Source organism: Kribbella sp. NPDC051718 (genome assembly GCF_040681515.1).
GTDB lineage: Bacteria > Actinomycetota > Actinomycetes > Propionibacteriales > Kribbellaceae > Kribbella.
This window is the reverse complement of the sequence record NZ_JBFAYZ010000004.1, coordinates 357638-374957: the sequence shown is the minus strand read 5'-3', so window position 1 is coordinate 374957 and position 17320 is coordinate 357638. Positions and strand designations below refer to the sequence as shown.

Below are 17320 nucleotides of genomic sequence, written 5' to 3'. Positions count from 1 at the left end.
GCCGCTCTACCCGCTCCCTTCGCTGACCCGCTCGCCAACGACCAGATCCCGTACCAGCCGCGCCGCAGTCTGTACTGCGTCCTGCACGGCCGGCGTGAGCCCGATCCCCGTGCCGAGGTCGGCCGGCTCACAACCGACCACCACCACCTTCCCCAAGGTCCCACCAAGTCGCGGCACAAGCGAGAGCACAGCGTCCGGCCCGAGATCATGCGCATCCATGCTGACCTCCGGCCCAGGCTCCGGATCGGGCTCGGCCTCCACCACGTAAACACTCCCCGGCGCCCCGCCCCGCTGCACGACATCGACCAGTACGACGAGCTCGTACGGCTCAAGCAGCTGGTACGCCAGGTGAATCCCACGAATCCCGAAGTCCTGTACCTCCACATGATCCGGCCACTCCTGCTTGGCCAACTCCGCGATCACCGACACCCCGAACGCGTCGTCGCTGCAGAACATGTTGCCCAACCCGGCCACGAGAATCATTCGACACCCACCAACGGCTCGATCTCCTCCGGACTGAAGTACAGGTACCGCCCGTGCGACCGCTGCACCTCGCCCTCCTCGCCGTCCAGCGCGACGGCGACATGCGTCACCCCGTCCACGTCGGACAACACCGCGACCACGGTGCCGAGCCGATCGGCGAGGAACATGTCCTGCGCATCAGCCCGCCGTACTCCGGGCCGCAACCGAACCCGAACTCCGTTGCCCACAGCAACACCCCGGACCATCACCGTGTCATGCTCGGGATCCACACTCGCGTCGTTCCCCGGATCCCACCAAGGCAGCTCAGTCGGCTCCGGTGCAGTCACCTTCCGCAGGTACCGGACAGTCCCATGCAGCCGATCCAGAATCTCCTGCGGCATCGAGTCGACCCGGTCGAGCATCGCCGCCGCCCGCGGATCCGTCCCCCGGACCTCGCGCTTCTCCGCCTCCGTCAACGTCATCGTCCGCAGACTCAGAATCTCGTCGATCTCGGTGGCGTCGAAAAGATCACCCTGCGACTCCGCCGCGATCTCCGGGTGGTCGTAGAGAATGATCGGCGAACACAACAACAGCTCACCCGCAAGCACCGGAAAGATCCCGACGTTGTCACACGTCGCGACATATCCGACCGCCCACTCCGGCGGTTCGAGCAACGAGATGAACCGAGCCCCATCAGCCTTGATCAGCAGGTGATGCGCAATGAGCGCCTGCCGCAAGGCAACGGACCGCTCGGTCGTCGAGCAGTCACTGGTGTTCTGCAGATGCAGCCGCAATCGAACAACCCCATAGGGCCCCGGCAGCGTCTCAGCGCTGACGCTCAACAGCCCCGACAACTCCTGCCTGTTCCGTCGCAGCGACCCGCCTTCGACCGTCTCCGACTCGATGCCTCCAGCAACTACGAAGGCGCGCTGGCAAGGCAGCTCGGCGAGCGTGAAGTCGACATCGACATGCTGCTCGACCGCTTCATCCCAGGGCACGTAGGACGCATCCACGGTCTGCAGCGACTCGACCTCGACCCCGTCGGCATTCAGCACCGTACGCCGTTGCGCCTGCAGGAACCGGATCCGCACGGTCAACTGCGCCGACCCGCCGTCAAGCAAGCACTCCGTCTGCGACCACGACCGTTCCGACGGATCGGAGTACCCTGGCGGCATCAGTACGCCGAACTGCCACCGCACCTGGTTCTTGCTGTTCGACGCCCGATACGGATAAAGCACGTACCCCTCGAACAGCAACGCATCCGCCACCGCCTGAATGCTTTCAAACGACGTCATTCCAGCTTCTCCTTCAGCAGCCGCTCGATAGCGTCGTCCCAACCAGGCAAGGCCTCCCGCGCCCGATAGTCATAAAGCTTGTCGAACGTCTCCCGCCGCAACTTCAACCACGCCGCGCCGGCAAAATGCTGATCCATCGCCTCTCGCCAGGCCGGCACCGGCAGCGAGAACGACGTCTCTTTCTGCCAAGCAACCGGCGTCACCGACAACGTGCCCGGCCGTCCGGTGAAGATCGTCCCGTTGAACAACAGCAACAACGGCACGCCACCTTCACGCACCGCATACAGATACTTGTGAGCGGCAACGTCGAAGTCATAGCTACAAGGCAATGCGAGATCCACCGAGGTCGCCCCGCTGAACCCAGGAACCATCTGCGAGACGAAGGCCAGCTGCAACGGCTTCAACGTCTCGCCCCACCGTGCCCGATCCCCGAACAGATCGGCCAGTGCTTCGCCCTCCTCATCGGAGTAGCGCCGCCGGATCGGCTCGATCCTGATCTGGCAGCGGAGGGCGAGCGCATGCACCGGCGTACCGGTCGTCTCGGTGACTTGCAGATGCAGCAAGACGGTCGGCGTAGCGGCGTACCGGTCGGCATCGGCTCCGGTGCAGACGAACTCCAGGTCAACCACGGCACCGCTCCAAGACCTCGGCGAAGAACGCGTCGATCCGTCCCCAGACCTCCTCGCCGCCGGCGAAACCCTCCCAGTACTGCCGCACGATGCCGACCAGTTCGTAGCACGAGTCGATCGGCACCAGATAGCACTCGAAACCGTCGTCGAGGCGCCGGAGAAGTACCGCCTCGACGTCCGGAATCAGCTTGCCCAGCAACGGATCCGCAGCCACGACTTCGTCCCACTGCGCCAGATCGAGCAGCGACTCGGTGGCGCCACCCGGGCTCGGATAGAACGCGACGTTCTTGTCCTGATCGGTCTGATGAAAGAGGAACGCCAGATCGACCGGAATCCCCAGCGACTCCCACTGCGTGGCTGACATCGAGAAGTCCCGATTGAACCTGTATTCCTCTGGTACCGCACGATAGTGCCCACGCGACGCGGCCTCGACGTTGAACAGCAGGTAGCACGGCCGGCAGGTGCAGAGCAGCCGATGATCCGGTACGTCCGCGATGTGCGGGTGCTGCGGTCCGATCGGTACGGCGCACATCTCGCACTGCTCGCCCGGCGCCAACTGCTGCCGCACACCACCCGTGAAGCCGCGTAGCACCGCAACAGGGTCGACAACAGGCCCCGGACCGGAGCCGGGTCCAGAGCCCCGGCCCGGGAGCGGCTTGTCGCGGGCGAGCGCCCGGAGAGTCGACGACCTCACGCGGGTTGCCTTCCAGGGACGGCGACCTTCCAGCCCGTGTCGTCCGGTAGCAGCGGCAAGGCCTCCAGGGCCGGCGCCCCGACGGGTGCGAGCGCTCGCCCGGCCAGCCGTACGTCGTACACGGCCGTGCAGCGCGGGCAGGTGAGCTGGTCGCCCGTCAGTACGCCGTGTTGCAGCGCTGATGAGCACGTCGGGCAACTGTTCCGATAAGCGAAGAACGTGCCCGCCAGGTTCGCCACCAGCATCTCGAGCTCGGCAACGACCAGCTTCTGCATCTGTCCGGGAGCCGTGACGAGATCGAGCTTGTGCCATCCCTCGCTGGCCTCCCGAGGGCGGAACGGCTCGATCGTCAGCAGGTTCTGCTTCTTGGCCGCGACCATGCCCTCGACATCGACGGCGACCGCCTCGGGCGCAGCGTCGAGGACGGCGTTCTCCACCGTCAGCCGCACTGTCGCCGTCGATCCCGGACAGCCTTCGCAGCTGCCTTGGAGGCGGAGGTGGACGATGCCGTCGTCGTCGATGCCGACGTAGTCGATACCGCCGGCATGCGAGCCGAGGTACGGGCGGACGCTGTCCAGCGCCGCCTGGATCCGGGTCGCCACGTCATCGGGATGCAGGTCGTGCAACAGCAGCATCCCGGCGACGAGGTCGTCCTCGAGGACACCCCGGACCTGCTGCTCGTCGAGGCGGGCGAGCAGTTGTTCCAGACCCGCGCCGTGCAGAGACAGCACGGCGCGGACCAGCTCTTCGACCTTGTCCGTCACTTCCGGCTCGGCCCGCCGCTGGACCTCGTCCAGCAGCACGTCGATCCGTTCGCTCAGCGCGACGACGTCCCGTCGGTCCATCTCAGTACGGCTTCACCGCGAGGGTGGGCGAGTGCAGGTGCGTCTTCTCTTTCCCGTTGCCGACGAACATGTGGACCCCGCAGGGCAGGCACGGGTCGAAGCTGCGGACCGCGCGCATGATGTCGATGCCCTTGAACCGGTCCGGCGGATTCTCCTCGAAGATCGGCGTGTTCTGCACCGCGTCCTCGTACGGGCCGGGGGTGCCGTAGGTGTCGCGGACGCTCCCGTTCCACGGCGTCGGCGGGTACGGGTGGTAGTTCGCGATCTTGCCGTCGCGGATCACCATGTGGTGCGAGAGCACGCCCCGGACGGCTTCGGTGAAGCCGCAGGAGATCGCGTTGTCCGGCACCTTGAACGGCGTCCACGTCGCGGTCCGGCCGGCCCTGACCTCGGCCATCGCCTTCTCGCAGAAGTGCAGCGCCAGCGCCGCGGCGTACGCCTGGAAGTAGGTCCGCGCGCGGTTGCGCTCGAGCGCGTTGCTCCACTGCGGGATCTTCCACTCGTACTCCGTGGCCGGCTTCAGTGCCGTCCGTGGGAGCTGGATCTTCACACTGTGGCCGGTCGCCTGGACGTAGTCGGTGTTGACCAGGCCGGACAGCGCGGTCGACCAGAGCCGGGCGATCGGGCCGCCGCCGGTGTCGAGCGCGAGGTGGTCCGTACCGTCGAACCAGCGGGGGGACATCGTCCAGCTGTAAGCGTTGGCGAAGTCGCGCTTCTGCGGCTTCGGGATGGTGTGCTGGTTCCACGGGTGCCGGACGTCGATCGGGTTGCCCAGCGGGTCCTTGTCGACGAACTTCTCGTGGCCGCCGCCGGCCCAGTCGTCGTAGAACGAGCTGCCGAGCAGGATCCGCAGGCCGAGGTTGATGTCGACCAGGTTGTTGGTGACCAGCTTGCCGTCCACCACCACACCCGGGGTGACGAACATCCGTTTGCCCCAGGCATCCATGGTCTTGTAGTTGAAGTCGCAGATCGCCGGGTCCTGCAGACTGCCCCAGCAGCCGAGCAGGATCCGCCGCTCGCCGACGTGCTCGTAGCCGGGCAGCGCCTCGTAGAAGAAGTCGAACAGGTCGTCGTGCAACGGCACGACCTTCTTCATGAACTCGATGTAGCGCATCAGCCGGGTCAGGTAGTCGGTGAAGAGCTGGATCGTCGCGACCGTGCCGACGCCACCGGGATAGAGCGTCGACGGGTGGACGTGCCGGCCTTCCATCAGGCAGAACATCTCGCGGGTGTACCGGCTGACGTGCAGTGCCTCACGGTAGAAGTCGCCCTCGAGCGGGTTCAGCGAGCGCATGATGTCGCCGATGGTCTTGTACCCGTGGTCGCCGGCGTGTGGCGCCGCGGTGCGGTTCGCCAGCTCCAGCACGCCCGGGTTGGTCTCCTTGACCATCCGCTCGCAGTAGTCCACCCCGACCAGGTTCTCCTGGAAGATGTTGTGGTCGAACATGTACTCCGCGGCTTCGCCGAGGTTGACGATCCACTCGCCCAGATGCGGCGGCGCCACGCCGTACGCCATGTTCTGCGCGTAGACCGAGCAGGTGGCGTGGTTGTCGCCGCAGATGCCGCAGATCCGGCTGGTGATGAAGTGCGCGTCGCGCGGGTCCTTGCCCTTCATGAAGATGCTGTAGCCGCGGAAGATCGACGAGGTGGAGTGGCACTCCTCGACCGTCTTGTTCTTGAAGTTGACCTTGGCGTAGATACCGAGGCTGCCGACGATCCGGGTGATCGGATCCCAGGCCATCTCGACGACGTCGGAGTCCTTGCCCGCATCGGGCTCGAGGTGCTGATCGATCTTCGGGTCGGTGGTGGTCATGGCCTGACCTTCTCGTAGCCGGTGTCCAGGCTGGAGCCCTTGTGCCGCCACTTGGGTTCCTTGTTGCCCTTGTTCTGGGTGATCTTGCGCAGCCGCCGGATGACGGTGCCGTAGACCGTGCTCGCGGCGACGGAGATGTTGCTGCCGAACGGTTCGTCCATGAACGGCATGAACTTGTCCGGGAAGCCCGGCATCGTGCAGGCGATGCAGATCCCACCGACGTTCGGGCAGCCGCCGACGCCGTTGATCCAGCCGCGCTTGGGCACGTTGCAGTTGACCACCGGGCCCCAGCAGCCGAGTTTCACCAGGCACTTGGGGGAGCCGTACTCCTTGGCGAACTGGCCCTGTTCGTAGTATCCGGCGCGGTCGCAGCCCTCGTGCACGGTCGCGCCGAACAGCCATTGCGGTCGCAGTTCGGCGTCGAGCGGGATCATCGGGGCCTGGCCGGCCACCTGGTAGAGCAGATAGACGAGCGTCTCGGACAGGTTGTCCGGGTGGATCGGGCAGCCCGGCACGCAGACGATCGGCAGCCCGGCCTTGGACTTCCAGCTCCAGCCGAGATAGTCGGGCACGCCCATCGCCCCGGTCGGATTCCCAGCCATGGCATGGATTCCGCCGTACGCCGCACAGGTGCCAACGGCAACGACAGCCGTTGCCTTGGGCGCCAGCCGGTCGAGCCACTCGGACGTCTTCATCGGCTGGCCGGTCGCCGGGTTGTTGCCGAACCCGGCCCAGTAGCCCTCGGACTTGATCGCCTCGTTCGGGATCGAGCCCTCCACCACCAGCACGAAGGGCTCCAGCTCACCGCGGTCGGCCTTGTGCCACCACTCGATGAAGTTGTCGGCGCCGGTCTCCGGGCCGCACTCGAAGTCGATCAGCGGCCAGTGCACCGCGATCTTCGGCAGTCCCGGCAACGCGCCCAGGACGATCTCCTCGATACTCGGCTGGGTCGCCGCGGTCAGCGCGACGGAGTCGCCGTCGCAACTCAGCCCGCCGTTCATCCAGAGGATGTGAACGACACCCTCGTCGGCCGTCTCTTCCGCCTGCTCGGGTTCCAGGGTCGTAGACATGGGTCCGCGCCGCCTCCTTCGGAAGGCTGGGTTCTCCTTCGGACGGTACGTCCGGATTCCGCACCCGAACAGACACTTGTGTCGGGTATTAATGGGGCTTTCCGGAAATCCGGGATTCCCCGATTTCACGACCATCTGTACGGCGGTATGGTTGAGAATCAACGTAATTCTTCGAGAGCCCGTGCCGAGATGTCCGACATTCCCCTGCCGGACGATGACTCCGGCTTGTTCGTCTCGCCGGTGGTCGTCGTCACCCATACCTTCCCGGCCCGGCCCGGCTCGCTTCCGGACGCCGAACGGTTCGTCCGGGAGGCACTCGAACCGGTCGAGCTCGAGCCGGCGGAGAACCAGGCGCTGTACCAGGCGATCACCGCGTCGCTGCTGGCCGCCGCAGGGCCGGCTGAGGGCGTCTTCGACGTAACCGTGCGGCTCTTCCCCGACGGGGTGGAGGTCGAGGTGCTGCACGGCGCCGCAAGCCGGCGGCTCAGCACGTCGCCGAGCGTCGGCGAGGAGCCGTTCGCCGATTGGTTGACGGCGGTACTACGTCGCCAGGGGTTGTCGCAGCAAGCGGCGGCACAGCGGATCGGCGTCTCGGTGCGGACCGTCAGCCGGTGGCTGAGCGGCGCCACCGAGCCGCGGTTGCGCGACCTCCGCCGGGTCCACGCGATCTTCGGATCACCACCGGCCGAATGAATTCCCGGTGATTTGCGGTCCGGTATTTCCGGACTCTGGTGGAGTGGCGCGTCCAGGGCTACTGTGCGAAGAGTCCGTTCATGACCGAATTCGCCATCTGCGATCGGCCCGTACGTCGGCTTACCTGACAAAACAATCCACTGGTGGTGGGTGCCACGGCCGTCTCGGTTTCCCGCGTGCGTGCCCGGGTCACGGTGTCCGGGGTGGTCCAGGGCGTCGGTTTCCGGCCGTTCGTCTATGCCCTCGCCCGGCAGCTGGGGTTGTCGGGTCAGGTCTGCAACGACGCCTCGGGAGTGATCGCGGAGGTCGAGGGGGCGGCTGATGCGGTCGCGGCGTTCGGCGTACGGGTCCGGACGGATGCTCCGCCGCTGGCGGTGGTGGAGTCCGTGGAGCGTGAGGAGCTGCCGGCACGGGGTGGCACCGCCTTCGTCATCCGCGACTCCACAGCCGGCGCGGGGCGCACGCTGGTGTCGCCGGATGTTGCCGTGTGCAACGATTGTCTGACTGAGTTCGGGGATCCGGCGGACCGGCGGTACCGGCATCCGTTCATCACCTGTACGAACTGCGGGCCGCGGTTCACCATCATCACCGGGCTTCCGTACGACCGGCCGGCCACCACGATGGCGGGCTTTCCGTTGTGTGATGACTGCTTGGCGGAGTACTCCGATCCGGGGGATCGGCGCTTTCACGCGCAGCCGATCGCTTGTCCGTCGTGTGGGCCGCGGTTGACCTTCACGCAGCCGGGGGCGGATTCGGCGTACGACGAGGATGCGCTGGCTGCTGCTCATCAGCTGCTGGTGGCGGGCGCGATCCTTGCCGTCAAAGGGCTTGGGGGATATCACCTGGTCTGCGATGCGTCGGATCAGGATGCGGTCGCGACGTTGCGGAAGCGGAAGGATCGTGGCGACAAGCCGTTCGCGGTGATGGCGGCTGATCTCGCTACGGCACGTTGTATCGCTCGGGTCTCGGCTGCCGAGGAAGAGCTGTTGCTGGGGCATCAACGGCCGATCGTGCTGCTTCGGCGTACCGCGTGCTCTGCTGTTTGCTCGATGGTTGCTCCGGGCAACCCGGACCTCGGGGTGATGTTGCCGTACACGCCGTTGCACCGCTTGCTGTTCGACCAGCCGGGACCGTCGGTGTTGGTGATGACCAGCGGGAACGTGTCGGGTGAACCGATCGTCGTGGACGACGCGGAGGCGCTGGTACGACTCGCGCCGCTGGCCGATGCCTGGCTGGCCCACGATCGGGCGATCCACGTTCCCTGCGACGACTCGGTGGTGCGGGTGGTCGACGATGCCGAGCTGCCGATCCGGAGATCACGCGGCTATGCGCCGTACCCGATCAACCTGGCGACCCCGGTGCGTCCTGCTCTGGCGGTCGGTGGCGACCTCAAGAACACCTTCTGCCTGGGCGACGGCCGTTACGCCTGGCTGTCCGCCCACGTAGGTGACATGGACGACCTGGTCACCCTCGACGCCTTCGCCAAGGCTGAAGAGCACCTGGAGCAGTTGACCGGCGTCCGGCCCGAGGTGCTGGTCGTCGACAAGCACCCGGCGTACCGCTCCCGCCAGTGGGCCCAGTTGCATGCTGCCGGTCGCCCTGTCGTCGGCGTACAACACCACCACGCTCACCTGGCTTCCGTACTGGCCGAGCACTCCTACACCGGTCCCCCCGCAATCGGCTTCGCCTTCGACGGCACTGGCTACGGCGACGACGGCGCGGTCTGGGGTGGTGAGGTCCTGCTCGCCGACTACAACGGCTTCGAGCGCTACACCCACCTCGCCTACGTCCCACTCCCCGGCGGCGACGCCGGCGTCGCCAACCCCTGCCGCGTGGCCCTGTCCCACCTTTATGCGGCAGACATCCCGTGGAACCCCCGGCTCCCCTCAGTCCAAACCTGCTCGCCCGAAGAACTGACCATGCTCCGAACCCAACTGACCCGAAACCTCGCCTGCGCCCCCACCTCCAGCATGGGCCGCCTCTTCGACGCAGTGTCATCCCTGACAGGCACCTGCCACCGCTCCACCTACGAAGCCCAGGCAGCCATGGAACTCGAGGGAGCAGCTGCCAAGGCAGCCGCGGCCCCGCCGCACACCGCGTTCGCTGGGTCGGACGTCGGGCTTGGCGAGACGGGTGGGCGGGGATACCGGTTCGAGTTCGAGCAGCCTGGGGTGCTGTTGCAGGCCGTGGTGCGGGATGTGCTGGATGGGGTGGACGGCGGGGTGATCAGTCTGCGGTTCCACCTCGGGGTGGCGGAACTGATTGTGCGGACCGCGGTGCGGGTGAGGGATGAGCGGGGGCTCAACACGGTGGCCTTGTCGGGTGGGGTGTTCGTCAACGGGTTGTTGCTGGAGGCAAGTTGTCGGGGGCTGGCGGCGGCCGGGTTCGAGGTGTTGCGGCATCGGCGGGTGCCGGCGACGGATGCGGGGATCGCGTTGGGGCAGTTGGCGGTGGCGGCTCGGATGACTGAGTGGAAGGAGCAGGGGATATGTGTCTAGCGGTGCCGGGGCGAGTGGTGGAGATTCGGGACGAGGACGACACCCGGATGGGCAAGGTCGACTTCGGAGGTGTGATCAAGGACGTCTGCCTGGCGTATCTGCCGGACCTGCAGGTGGGGGAGTACACCATCGTGCACGTCGGGTTCGCCCTGCAGCGCCTGGACGAGGAGTCGGCCCAGCAGTCGCTCGAGCTGTACCGGTCGCTCGGCGCGCTGGAAGAGGAGTTCGGTGATCACTGGGGGATCGCGGCCCAGCAGGCCGGGGAGCGTCGCCCGCCGGGAACAGAGGAGACGATGTCATGAAGTATCTCGCCGAGTTCAGCGATCCCGAACTCGCCCGCAAACTGGTGGACCAGATCCACGCGACCGTCACCCAGCCGTGGGCGATGATGGAGGTCTGCGGCGGTCAGACCCACACGATCGTCCGGCACGGCATCGACCAGCTGCTGCCCGACGGCGTCGAGATGATCCACGGCCCGGGCTGCCCGGTCTGCGTGACGCCGCTGGAGATCATCGACAAGGCACTCGAGATCGCCTCCCAGCCGGGCGTCATCTTCTGCTCGTTCGGCGACATGCTGCGGGTGCCGGGCAGTGGGCGCGACCTGTTCAAGATCAAGAGCGAGGGCGGCGACGTCCGGGTCGTCTACTCGCCGCTGGACGCGCTCAAGATCGCCAAGGACAACCCCGATCGCCAGGTCGTCTTCTTCGGCATCGGCTTCGAGACGACCGCGCCGCCGAACGCGATGACGGTGTACCAGGCCAAGCGCCAGAACATCGCCAACTTCAGCCTGCTCGTCTCCCACGTCAAGGTCCCACCGGCGATCGCGGCGATCATGGAGTCGCCCAACTGCCGGGTCCAGGCGTTCCTCGCGGCCGGCCACGTGTGCAGCGTGATGGGCGTCTCGGAGTACCCGGAGCTCGCAGCGAAGTACAAGGTCCCGATCGTCGTCACCGGCTTCGAGCCGCTCGACATCCTGGCCGGCATCCTGCGCACCGTCACCCAGTTGGAGCGCGGCGAGCACGTCGTCGAGAACGCCTACAAGCGAGCCGTTCGGGACGAAGGCAACACCGCCGCCCAGGCGATGCTCGCCGACGTCTTCGAAACCACCGACCGCGCGTGGCGAGGGATCGGCGTCATCCCGCAGAGCGGCTGGCGGCTGTCGCCGCGATATCGCGAGTACGACGCCGAGTACCGCTTCTCGGTCCGCGACATCGCCACCGAGGAATCCAAGGTCTGCCGCAGCGGCGAGGTCCTCCAGGGGCACATCAAGCCGCACGAGTGCTCGGCGTTCGGCACGCTCTGCACTCCCCGCAACCCGCTCGGCGCGACGATGGTGTCGAGCGAAGGCGCCTGCGCCGCGTACTACCTGTACCGCCGTCTGGACACTCCGGCTGCTGCTGGGGCGGTGAGTTCCGTTGGCTGAGCAGGTGATGCTCCCGGATCCCACGGTCCCGAACTTCGACGGGTGGACCTGCCCGTTGCCGTTGCGGGATCACCAGACGATCGTGATGGGCCACGGTGGTGGCGGCCAGATGTCGGGCGAGTTGATCGAGCACCTCTTCGTCCCGGCCTTCTCGAATCCATTGCTGGCGGGGTTGACGGATTCGGCCGTGGTCACGCTGGGCGGTGCACGGCTCGCGTTCTCTACCGACTCGTTCGTCGTCCAGCCGCTGTTCTTCCCGGGCGGCAGTATCGGAGACCTGGCGGTCAACGGCACGGTCAACGACCTGGCGATGTCCGGTGCGCAACCGGCGTACCTGTCCTGTGGGTTCATCTTGGAAGAAGGGGTTCCGCTCGAAACGGTCGGCCGGATCGCGAAGGATCTGGGCGCAGCCGCTGAGCGGGCCGGTGTCACTATCGCGACCGGTGACACCAAGGTCGTCGACTCCGGTCACGGCGACGGCGTCTACATCAACACGGCCGGTATCGGGCTGGTCCGCGAGGGCGTCGACATCCGCCCGCAGCGCGCGGCCGTCGGCGACGTGGTGATCGTCAGCGGCGCGATCGGGGTGCACGGCATCGCGATCATGAGCGTGCGTGAGGGGATCTCGTTCGGCACCGAGGTGGTCAGCGACTGCGCTCCCCTCAACGGGCTGGTCGACGCGATGCTGGACGCAGTACTGGACGTCCACGTACTACGAGATCCAACCCGCGGCGGAGTCGCCACCTCACTCAACGAAATCGCCAAGGCCGCGGACGTCGGCATCGAACTCACCGAGTCCGATCTCCCGATCCCCGAAACCGTCGCCAACGCCTGCTCGTTCCTCGGTCTCGACCCCCTCTACGTAGCCAACGAGGGCAAGCTCCTAGCCATCGTCGACCCTACGGACGCCGACGCCGTACTGACGGCGATGCGAGCCCATCCCCTCGGCGCCGACGCCACTGTCATCGGCACCTGCGTCGCCAACCACCCCGGCATGGTCACCACCCACACCACCTTCGGCGCCACCCGAGTCGTCGACACCCCGATCGGAGAACAACTACCCCGCATCTGCTGACCCCTGCGTGTGGAGACCGAGGTCGGCCCGCATGCGGACGCGGACCGACTCCAGCGGCCCCCAAACCTCCTGGAGGACGGAGCGTGCCCGCTCAGGCGTGTCCGTGATCGGATCATGCGTACCGTCCTCGCGGTGCTTGAGGATGGCGTACGCATCGGCCAACCCCCGCGCGATCTGCTGGGCCAGCACCAGAACGGGCGCGGTGACGATCATCTGCGCCTCGGCATACGCCGTCTGAAAGGCTTGCCGGTTCTGCGGCAACCCGACCGACTCCGCCGCCCGCTCGGTGCCGTTCTCGTCCGCGTAGGACCAGGCCCGGAGCGCGCGGCGGGTGGTGCTCGGGAAACCTGTCGCGACAGGACAGGGGTAAACATGCGTTTTCGCAAGGGGTGGCGTCGGATACTCCGCGTAGTCGGAGGTGGAGGGGGTGCGGCGGCGGGGTGATGCGGAAAATCGGGGGCCGGGGTGCAGGCGGTGGAGCGGCGTGTACGGACCGTATCCGTTGCTGGCGGCAACCAAGTACCGGGTGGCGGGAACTGGCCTCGCGAACTGCTTCCGTGACGGCAGGTGACGGTCGTACAGTCCGACGAGTTGACTTGCGGTGGTCGGGGGGCCGCCCGTGCTGGAGGGGACTTGATGAGACGTCGGCTTTTGCATGGCTCCGCGCTTGTTGCCTTGACCACCCTGATCGCCGCGCCGCTGATGTCGGCGCCGGTTCAGGCTGCGACCGGCGCGGCGCCCCCGGGACCGCCCGGTGCGCCGCCCACCACCCAGGTGGAGACGGCGACCGACGGCGCGGTCGCGAAGCTCGATCCGAAGCTGGAGAAGCGGGTCAAGAAGGGGGAGACCCAGCAGGTCGCGGTCTTCGCGACCGTCAAGGGTGACTCCACCAAGGCCCGCGCACTGCTCGACAACGCGCGGGTCGCGCAGTCCGGCGGGACCGGCATCATCGCCGGCTCGATCGGCGTCCAGGCGCTCGCCAAGCTGGCGTCCGCGCCCGGTGTCGTCTCCGTGCAGCCGGTCGAGTTCGGCAAGACCGGGCAGCCGCTCGGCGACCCCGACCCGCAGTTGCACCAGGCACCCACCAAGGCTGAGCAGCAGGCCGCGATCACCAAGATCCAGGCCACGGAGGTCCCGTACTCCGAAGCGCCGCCGCCGAAGCCCTCGAACTTCGAGAAGCTGCGCAACCAGAACCTGCTCGACGCCAAGTCGCACAACTTCACCGGCGCGTGGAAGGACGGCTTCACCGGCACCGGCATCACCGTCGGCGTCCTCGACGGCGGTACCGACTTCGGCCACCCGGACCTGCTCAACACCTGGCAGACCTGGTCCGGCCAGACCGGCGCCAAGGCCGGCTGGAACGGCTGGCCCAAAGCCTTCGACCCGTACGGCACGCAGCAGTGGCTGTTCGCCCCGGACCAGATCGACCAGGGCCTGTCCTGGTACGTGAAGACCGACGCGGCAACCTGTACGCCGGCCGCCGGCAACTGCTCGGTGAACTTCGCCACCAAGACCGGCCCGTCGCGCAACTTCTCGGCACCCGCCGGCACGGTCGAGCACAGCTACGACTTCCCGGCCGCCTGGAGCAAGTCCGGCAAGGTCCGCCTCGGCAGCCACCCGGACGACCACCTGCTCGAGCTGTACGGCGAGCGCCCGGCGTTCCTGCTCACCGACCCGCACACGGCCGGTGTGTACGACACCATCTACGCCGACCTGGACGACGACCACTCGTTCGCGGACGAGAAGCCGGTCAGCAAGGCCAGCCCGGCGTCGTACCGGGACATGAACGGTGACGGCTACACCGACCTGTCCGGTGGACTGCTGTACTACATCTCCGACGGCGCGACCCCGCTTCCGGGCGGTCTGGACGCGTTCGGCGGCGAGGGCACGCCGTTCGGCCCCGGTGAGGTGGTCGCCTGGACGGGTGACTTCGACCCGTCGATCGAGGGCCACGGCACGCTGACCGCGTCGAACATCGTCGGCCAGGCGGTTGCCAACGGCAAGGCTCCGGCGTTCAAGGACATCGCCGGCGGCAAGTACGCGGGCGCGGTCCTGGGTGGTGCCCCGAACGCGAAGCTCGCACCGTTCGGTGACATCTACCTCGGCTTCGCCTTCTCCACCCAGTTCGGCTACTTCCTGACCTCTCGTCAGGGCGTCGACGTCACCTCGAACTCCTACGGGCAGTCGCAGATCGACAACGACGGCTGGGACGCGGCTTCGCAGGAGGCCGACGTGATCCACAACGGCGGTCGTACGACGCCGCTGTTCTCGACGGGTAATGGTGCTCCTGGCTTCGGTACGACGGGATCGGCGGCTCCGACGGCCGGTATCGAGGTCGGTGCGTCGACGCAGTTCGGCGGCTCCGGCTGGGACTCGATCATCCGGACCAAGCAGATCAACGACAACGACGTGATGGTCTGGTCGAACCGTGGCTTCGGCGCCAACGCGACCAACGGTGTCGATGTGGTTGCCGACGGCGCCTATGCGCCCGGTGACGCCACGCTGAACACCGTGCTCGACGGCCGGAACGCCTGGACCACCTGGGGTGGTACGAGCCGGTCGACACCAGTTGCCGCCGGTGCCACCGCACTGGTCTACCAGGCCTACAAGGCGCAGCACGCGGGCGCAGTACCGGCCGGGTTCTACTCGACGGCGAAGAACCTGCTGAAGAGTTCCGCCCAGGACCTCGGGTACGACTCGAACATCCAGGGCTCCGGCTCGATCGACGTGGGCAAGGCGGTCCGCAGTGCGGTCGGTACGCGCGCCTCGGTCAGCCCGACGCAGTGGCGGGTCGGCGACTACCGCGGTACGGAGTACCCGGTCTTCGCGAACGTGATCGCGCCCGGTGGGACCGACACGCAGAAGTTCACGGTCAACGGTCCCGGTGTCTGGGACGTCAGTGACCGGCAGCTGGTCCGGACCGCCAACGACACCTTCTCGTTGAGCAGCAAGGATCTGAAGCAGGAGAGCACCGGCAACTTCAACGCGCCGGACTATCTGGTCGACCTGACCAACAAGGTGAAACAGCACAAGGACGCCGATCTGATGGTGGTCAAGCTGGAGTACCCGCGCGAGCAGTTCGACGCCAACAAGGACTACACCGAGGACCAGGCGTGGCGGTTGCTCACCTACAACTGGACCGACGTGAACGGCGACGGCAAGCTCTGGAAGGATGCCGACGGCAACGGGGTCGTCAACCACACGGACAAGACGACCAGCTCCAACATCGACGGCTTCCTCGACCTGGACTTCGCCAAGTCGGAGATCGAGCAGGGTGAGTACGGCCGGTTCATGTACCACCGGGCCGGCGCGAACGCGTTGCAGTCGTGGGTACGGGATCCGTACTCGCGGATGGCGAACGGGCTGTTCCTCGGTCTGCAGCACTCGACCAAGAACGCCGCCATCCCGGTGACGAACTTCAAGATCTCGATCGACTGGTACAAGAACTCCGACTGGAACTGGATCACCACGTCGGGCCGGTCGAAGGACGGCTCGGTCACCGCGTCGATCAAGGTGCCGACCGGAACGCCGTACGGGATGTACTCCGGTGCGGTCGTGCTGACCCGTGGCTCGGACTCGATGGTCGTGCCGGTGTCGGTCGCGGTCGCCGCCAAGGCGACGCAGGACGCGACCGGGAAGATCGTCGGGACGACGACGTTCGGTGGTTCGGATGTCGCCGAGGCGCAGAAGAACTACACGTACAACAACGGTTCGGTCTTCGGCGCCAACGACTGGGGCTGGCGGGCTGAGTCCGGCGACTGGCGCTTCTTCTACTACGACGTACCGAAGACGCCGGCCGAGGGAACCAAGCTGCTCACCAACACGACCTGGGAAGGTACCGGTCCGTACACCGATCTCGACACGTTGATCATGGGGCGGTCGGAGAACCACTTCCAGCTGTTCCCGGACTCGGTGTTCGGTGCGCCGTACACGATCGACACGGTCGGGAAGAGTCCGAACACCAATATCCGGGCGGGTGTCTGGCGGTTCGACACAGCGACCGGTGGTCCGGCTGACTTCGTCACGGCACCGGCGCAGGAAGGCCTGCAGGCGGTGGCGGTGCACCAGGTCGGCTGGCAGGGCGACGCGTTCAACACGCCCTTCAAGGTGCAGCTGGGATCTGCTTCGGTATCGCCGTCCGCGGTTGTGTTGCCTTCGGCCACCGACTCGGGCAGCTTCGACGTTTCCTTTGAGTCGAGCGTCGCGCTGGACGGACTGAAGGCCACCGCCTTCGGCCTGAGTCAGCCGAGCACCACCACCGAGACGGCCCACCAGGACGACCCGAACGATCCGTCGACGGCGAGCGTGAAGAAGAACATCACGCTGAACCACGCCTCCCGGCTGAGCGTCAGCACCGCCCTGGACTCCAACGACCTCGACCTGTTCGTGGTCCGCGACGCCAACAACGACGGCGTCTTCTCCCCGTCGGAGATCGTGGCCTCCTCGACCTCCGGCACCGCCAACGAGTCCGTCGACCTGGTCAGCCCACCCGACGGCAACTACCAGATCTGGGTCCACGGCTTCGCAGTAGCCGGCACCCCCGCCTTCACCCTGAACGTCAACGCAGTCCAGGGCAACGACCTCACAGTCACAGGCATCCCCACCGGCCCGCTACCGGCCGGCACCCCGGTAACCCTCCACGTCGCCTACAACAAGGCAATGACAGCCGGCCAGTCCTACCACGGCGAGCTACTCCTCGGCCCGACCTCGGCCCCGTCCGCCCTGTCCGTCCCCATCACCATCAACCGGAACTGACAACAAACCAGTACTGAACGACAACCCACCCCAGGGTCTCTTGGGGTGGGTTGCCGTCTGTCTGTGGG

At 66.8% G+C, this 17320-nt stretch carries 14 protein-coding genes; 6 read left to right on the top strand and 8 right to left on the bottom strand.

Annotation, left to right across the window (positions count from 1 at the left end; translation table 11 throughout):
* Positions 1-6: 6 nt before the first annotated feature.
* From AB0M15_RS17310 to AB0M15_RS17280, 7 genes are read right to left on the bottom strand one after another with little or no spacing between them, the layout of a single operon-like run.
* A complete protein-coding gene (locus tag AB0M15_RS17310; protein ID WP_363819279.1) occupies positions 7-483 on the bottom strand; it encodes a hydrogenase maturation protease in 477 nt (158 codons plus the stop codon).
* Complete coding sequence (locus AB0M15_RS17305) at positions 480-1757, bottom strand: hypothetical protein (RefSeq protein ID WP_363819276.1); 1278 nt, start codon at positions 1755-1757, stop codon at positions 480-482. The genes AB0M15_RS17310 and AB0M15_RS17305 overlap by 4 nt, the downstream gene beginning before the upstream one ends.
* Positions 1754-2386 (bottom strand): DUF6084 family protein, encoded by a 633-nt coding sequence (locus tag AB0M15_RS17300; RefSeq protein ID WP_363819274.1) that lies wholly within the window; start codon positions 2384-2386, stop codon positions 1754-1756. Before AB0M15_RS17300 ends, AB0M15_RS17305 begins: the two co-directional genes overlap by 4 nt.
* The gene (locus AB0M15_RS17295; protein ID WP_363819271.1) at positions 2379-3080 is read right to left on the bottom strand and encodes a DUF5947 family protein; all 702 of its coding nucleotides are present in this window, start codon (positions 3078-3080) and stop codon (positions 2379-2381) included. Before AB0M15_RS17295 ends, AB0M15_RS17300 begins: the two co-directional genes overlap by 8 nt.
* The gene (locus tag AB0M15_RS17290; RefSeq protein ID WP_363819268.1) at positions 3077-3925 is read right to left on the bottom strand and encodes a NifU family protein; all 849 of its coding nucleotides are present in this window, start codon (positions 3923-3925) and stop codon (positions 3077-3079) included. The genes AB0M15_RS17295 and AB0M15_RS17290 overlap by 4 nt, the downstream gene beginning before the upstream one ends.
* Position 3926: 1 nt before the next feature.
* On the bottom strand, positions 3927-5738 hold the full coding sequence (locus AB0M15_RS17285) for a nickel-dependent hydrogenase large subunit (RefSeq protein WP_363819265.1): 1812 nt from the start codon (positions 5736-5738) through the stop codon (positions 3927-3929).
* Positions 5735-6808, bottom strand: a complete 1074-nt coding sequence (locus AB0M15_RS17280; RefSeq protein WP_363819263.1) for a hypothetical protein — start codon at positions 6806-6808, stop codon at positions 5735-5737. Before AB0M15_RS17280 ends, AB0M15_RS17285 begins: the two co-directional genes overlap by 4 nt.
* A gap of 189 nt (positions 6809-6997) precedes the next feature.
* Between AB0M15_RS17280 and AB0M15_RS17275 the strand changes: the two genes are divergently transcribed.
* The 5 genes from AB0M15_RS17275 (at position 6998) to hypE (ending at position 12497) form a co-directional block, all read left to right on the top strand.
* Positions 6998-7501 carry a helix-turn-helix transcriptional regulator gene (locus AB0M15_RS17275; RefSeq protein WP_363819260.1) on the top strand — a complete coding sequence of 168 codons (504 nt, stop codon included), beginning with the start codon at positions 6998-7000 and terminating at the stop codon, positions 7499-7501.
* Between the two features lie 143 nt (positions 7502-7644).
* Complete coding sequence (gene hypF, locus AB0M15_RS17270) at positions 7645-9999, top strand: carbamoyltransferase HypF (protein ID WP_363819258.1); 2355 nt, start codon at positions 7645-7647, stop codon at positions 9997-9999.
* Positions 9990-10301, top strand: coding sequence for a HypC/HybG/HupF family hydrogenase formation chaperone (locus tag AB0M15_RS17265; protein ID WP_164602167.1), 312 nt, complete (start codon positions 9990-9992; stop codon positions 10299-10301). Before hypF ends, AB0M15_RS17265 begins: the two co-directional genes overlap by 10 nt.
* Complete coding sequence (gene hypD, locus AB0M15_RS17260; RefSeq protein ID WP_363819255.1) at positions 10298-11422, top strand: hydrogenase formation protein HypD; 1125 nt, start codon at positions 10298-10300, stop codon at positions 11420-11422. Before AB0M15_RS17265 ends, hypD begins: the two co-directional genes overlap by 4 nt.
* Positions 11415-12497: a hydrogenase expression/formation protein HypE gene (gene hypE / locus AB0M15_RS17255; RefSeq protein ID WP_363819252.1), complete on the top strand. Its 1083-nt coding sequence runs from the start codon at positions 11415-11417 to the stop codon at positions 12495-12497. The genes hypD and hypE overlap by 8 nt, the downstream gene beginning before the upstream one ends.
* On the opposite strand, the gene AB0M15_RS17250 is transcribed toward hypE, so the two are convergent.
* Positions 12480-13016 carry a hypothetical protein gene (locus tag AB0M15_RS17250; RefSeq protein ID WP_363819250.1) on the bottom strand — a complete coding sequence of 179 codons (537 nt, stop codon included), beginning with the start codon at positions 13014-13016 and terminating at the stop codon, positions 12480-12482. The two genes, hypE and AB0M15_RS17250, sit on opposite strands and share 18 nt — an antisense overlap.
* 117 nt (positions 13017-13133) lie before the next feature.
* On the opposite strand from AB0M15_RS17250, the gene AB0M15_RS17245 reads away from it, so the two are divergent.
* Positions 13134-17252: a S8 family serine peptidase gene (locus AB0M15_RS17245; protein ID WP_363819247.1), complete on the top strand. Its 4119-nt coding sequence runs from the start codon at positions 13134-13136 to the stop codon at positions 17250-17252.
* Positions 17253-17320 lie beyond the last annotated feature (68 nt).

Coding starts and splice junctions, on each gene's coding strand:
- AB0M15_RS17310 (WP_363819279.1), bottom strand. CDS start 483: ATGATTCTCGTGGCCGGGTTGGGCAACATGTTCTGCAGCGACGACGCG.
- AB0M15_RS17305 (WP_363819276.1), bottom strand. CDS start 1,757: ATGACGTCGTTTGAAAGCATTCAGGCGGTGGCGGATGCGTTGCTGTTC.
- AB0M15_RS17245 (WP_363819247.1), top strand. CDS start 13,134: ATGAGACGTCGGCTTTTGCATGGCTCCGCGCTTGTTGCCTTGACCACC.
- hypD (WP_363819255.1), top strand. CDS start 10,298: ATGAAGTATCTCGCCGAGTTCAGCGATCCCGAACTCGCCCGCAAACTG.
- AB0M15_RS17290 (WP_363819268.1), bottom strand. CDS start 3,925: ATGGACCGACGGGACGTCGTCGCGCTGAGCGAACGGATCGACGTGCTG.
- AB0M15_RS17265 (WP_164602167.1), top strand. CDS start 9,990: ATGTGTCTAGCGGTGCCGGGGCGAGTGGTGGAGATTCGGGACGAGGAC.
- AB0M15_RS17280 (WP_363819263.1), bottom strand. CDS start 6,808: ATGTCTACGACCCTGGAACCCGAGCAGGCGGAAGAGACGGCCGACGAG.
- AB0M15_RS17275 (WP_363819260.1), top strand. CDS start 6,998: ATGTCCGACATTCCCCTGCCGGACGATGACTCCGGCTTGTTCGTCTCG.
- AB0M15_RS17285 (WP_363819265.1), bottom strand. CDS start 5,738: ATGACCACCACCGACCCGAAGATCGATCAGCACCTCGAGCCCGATGCG.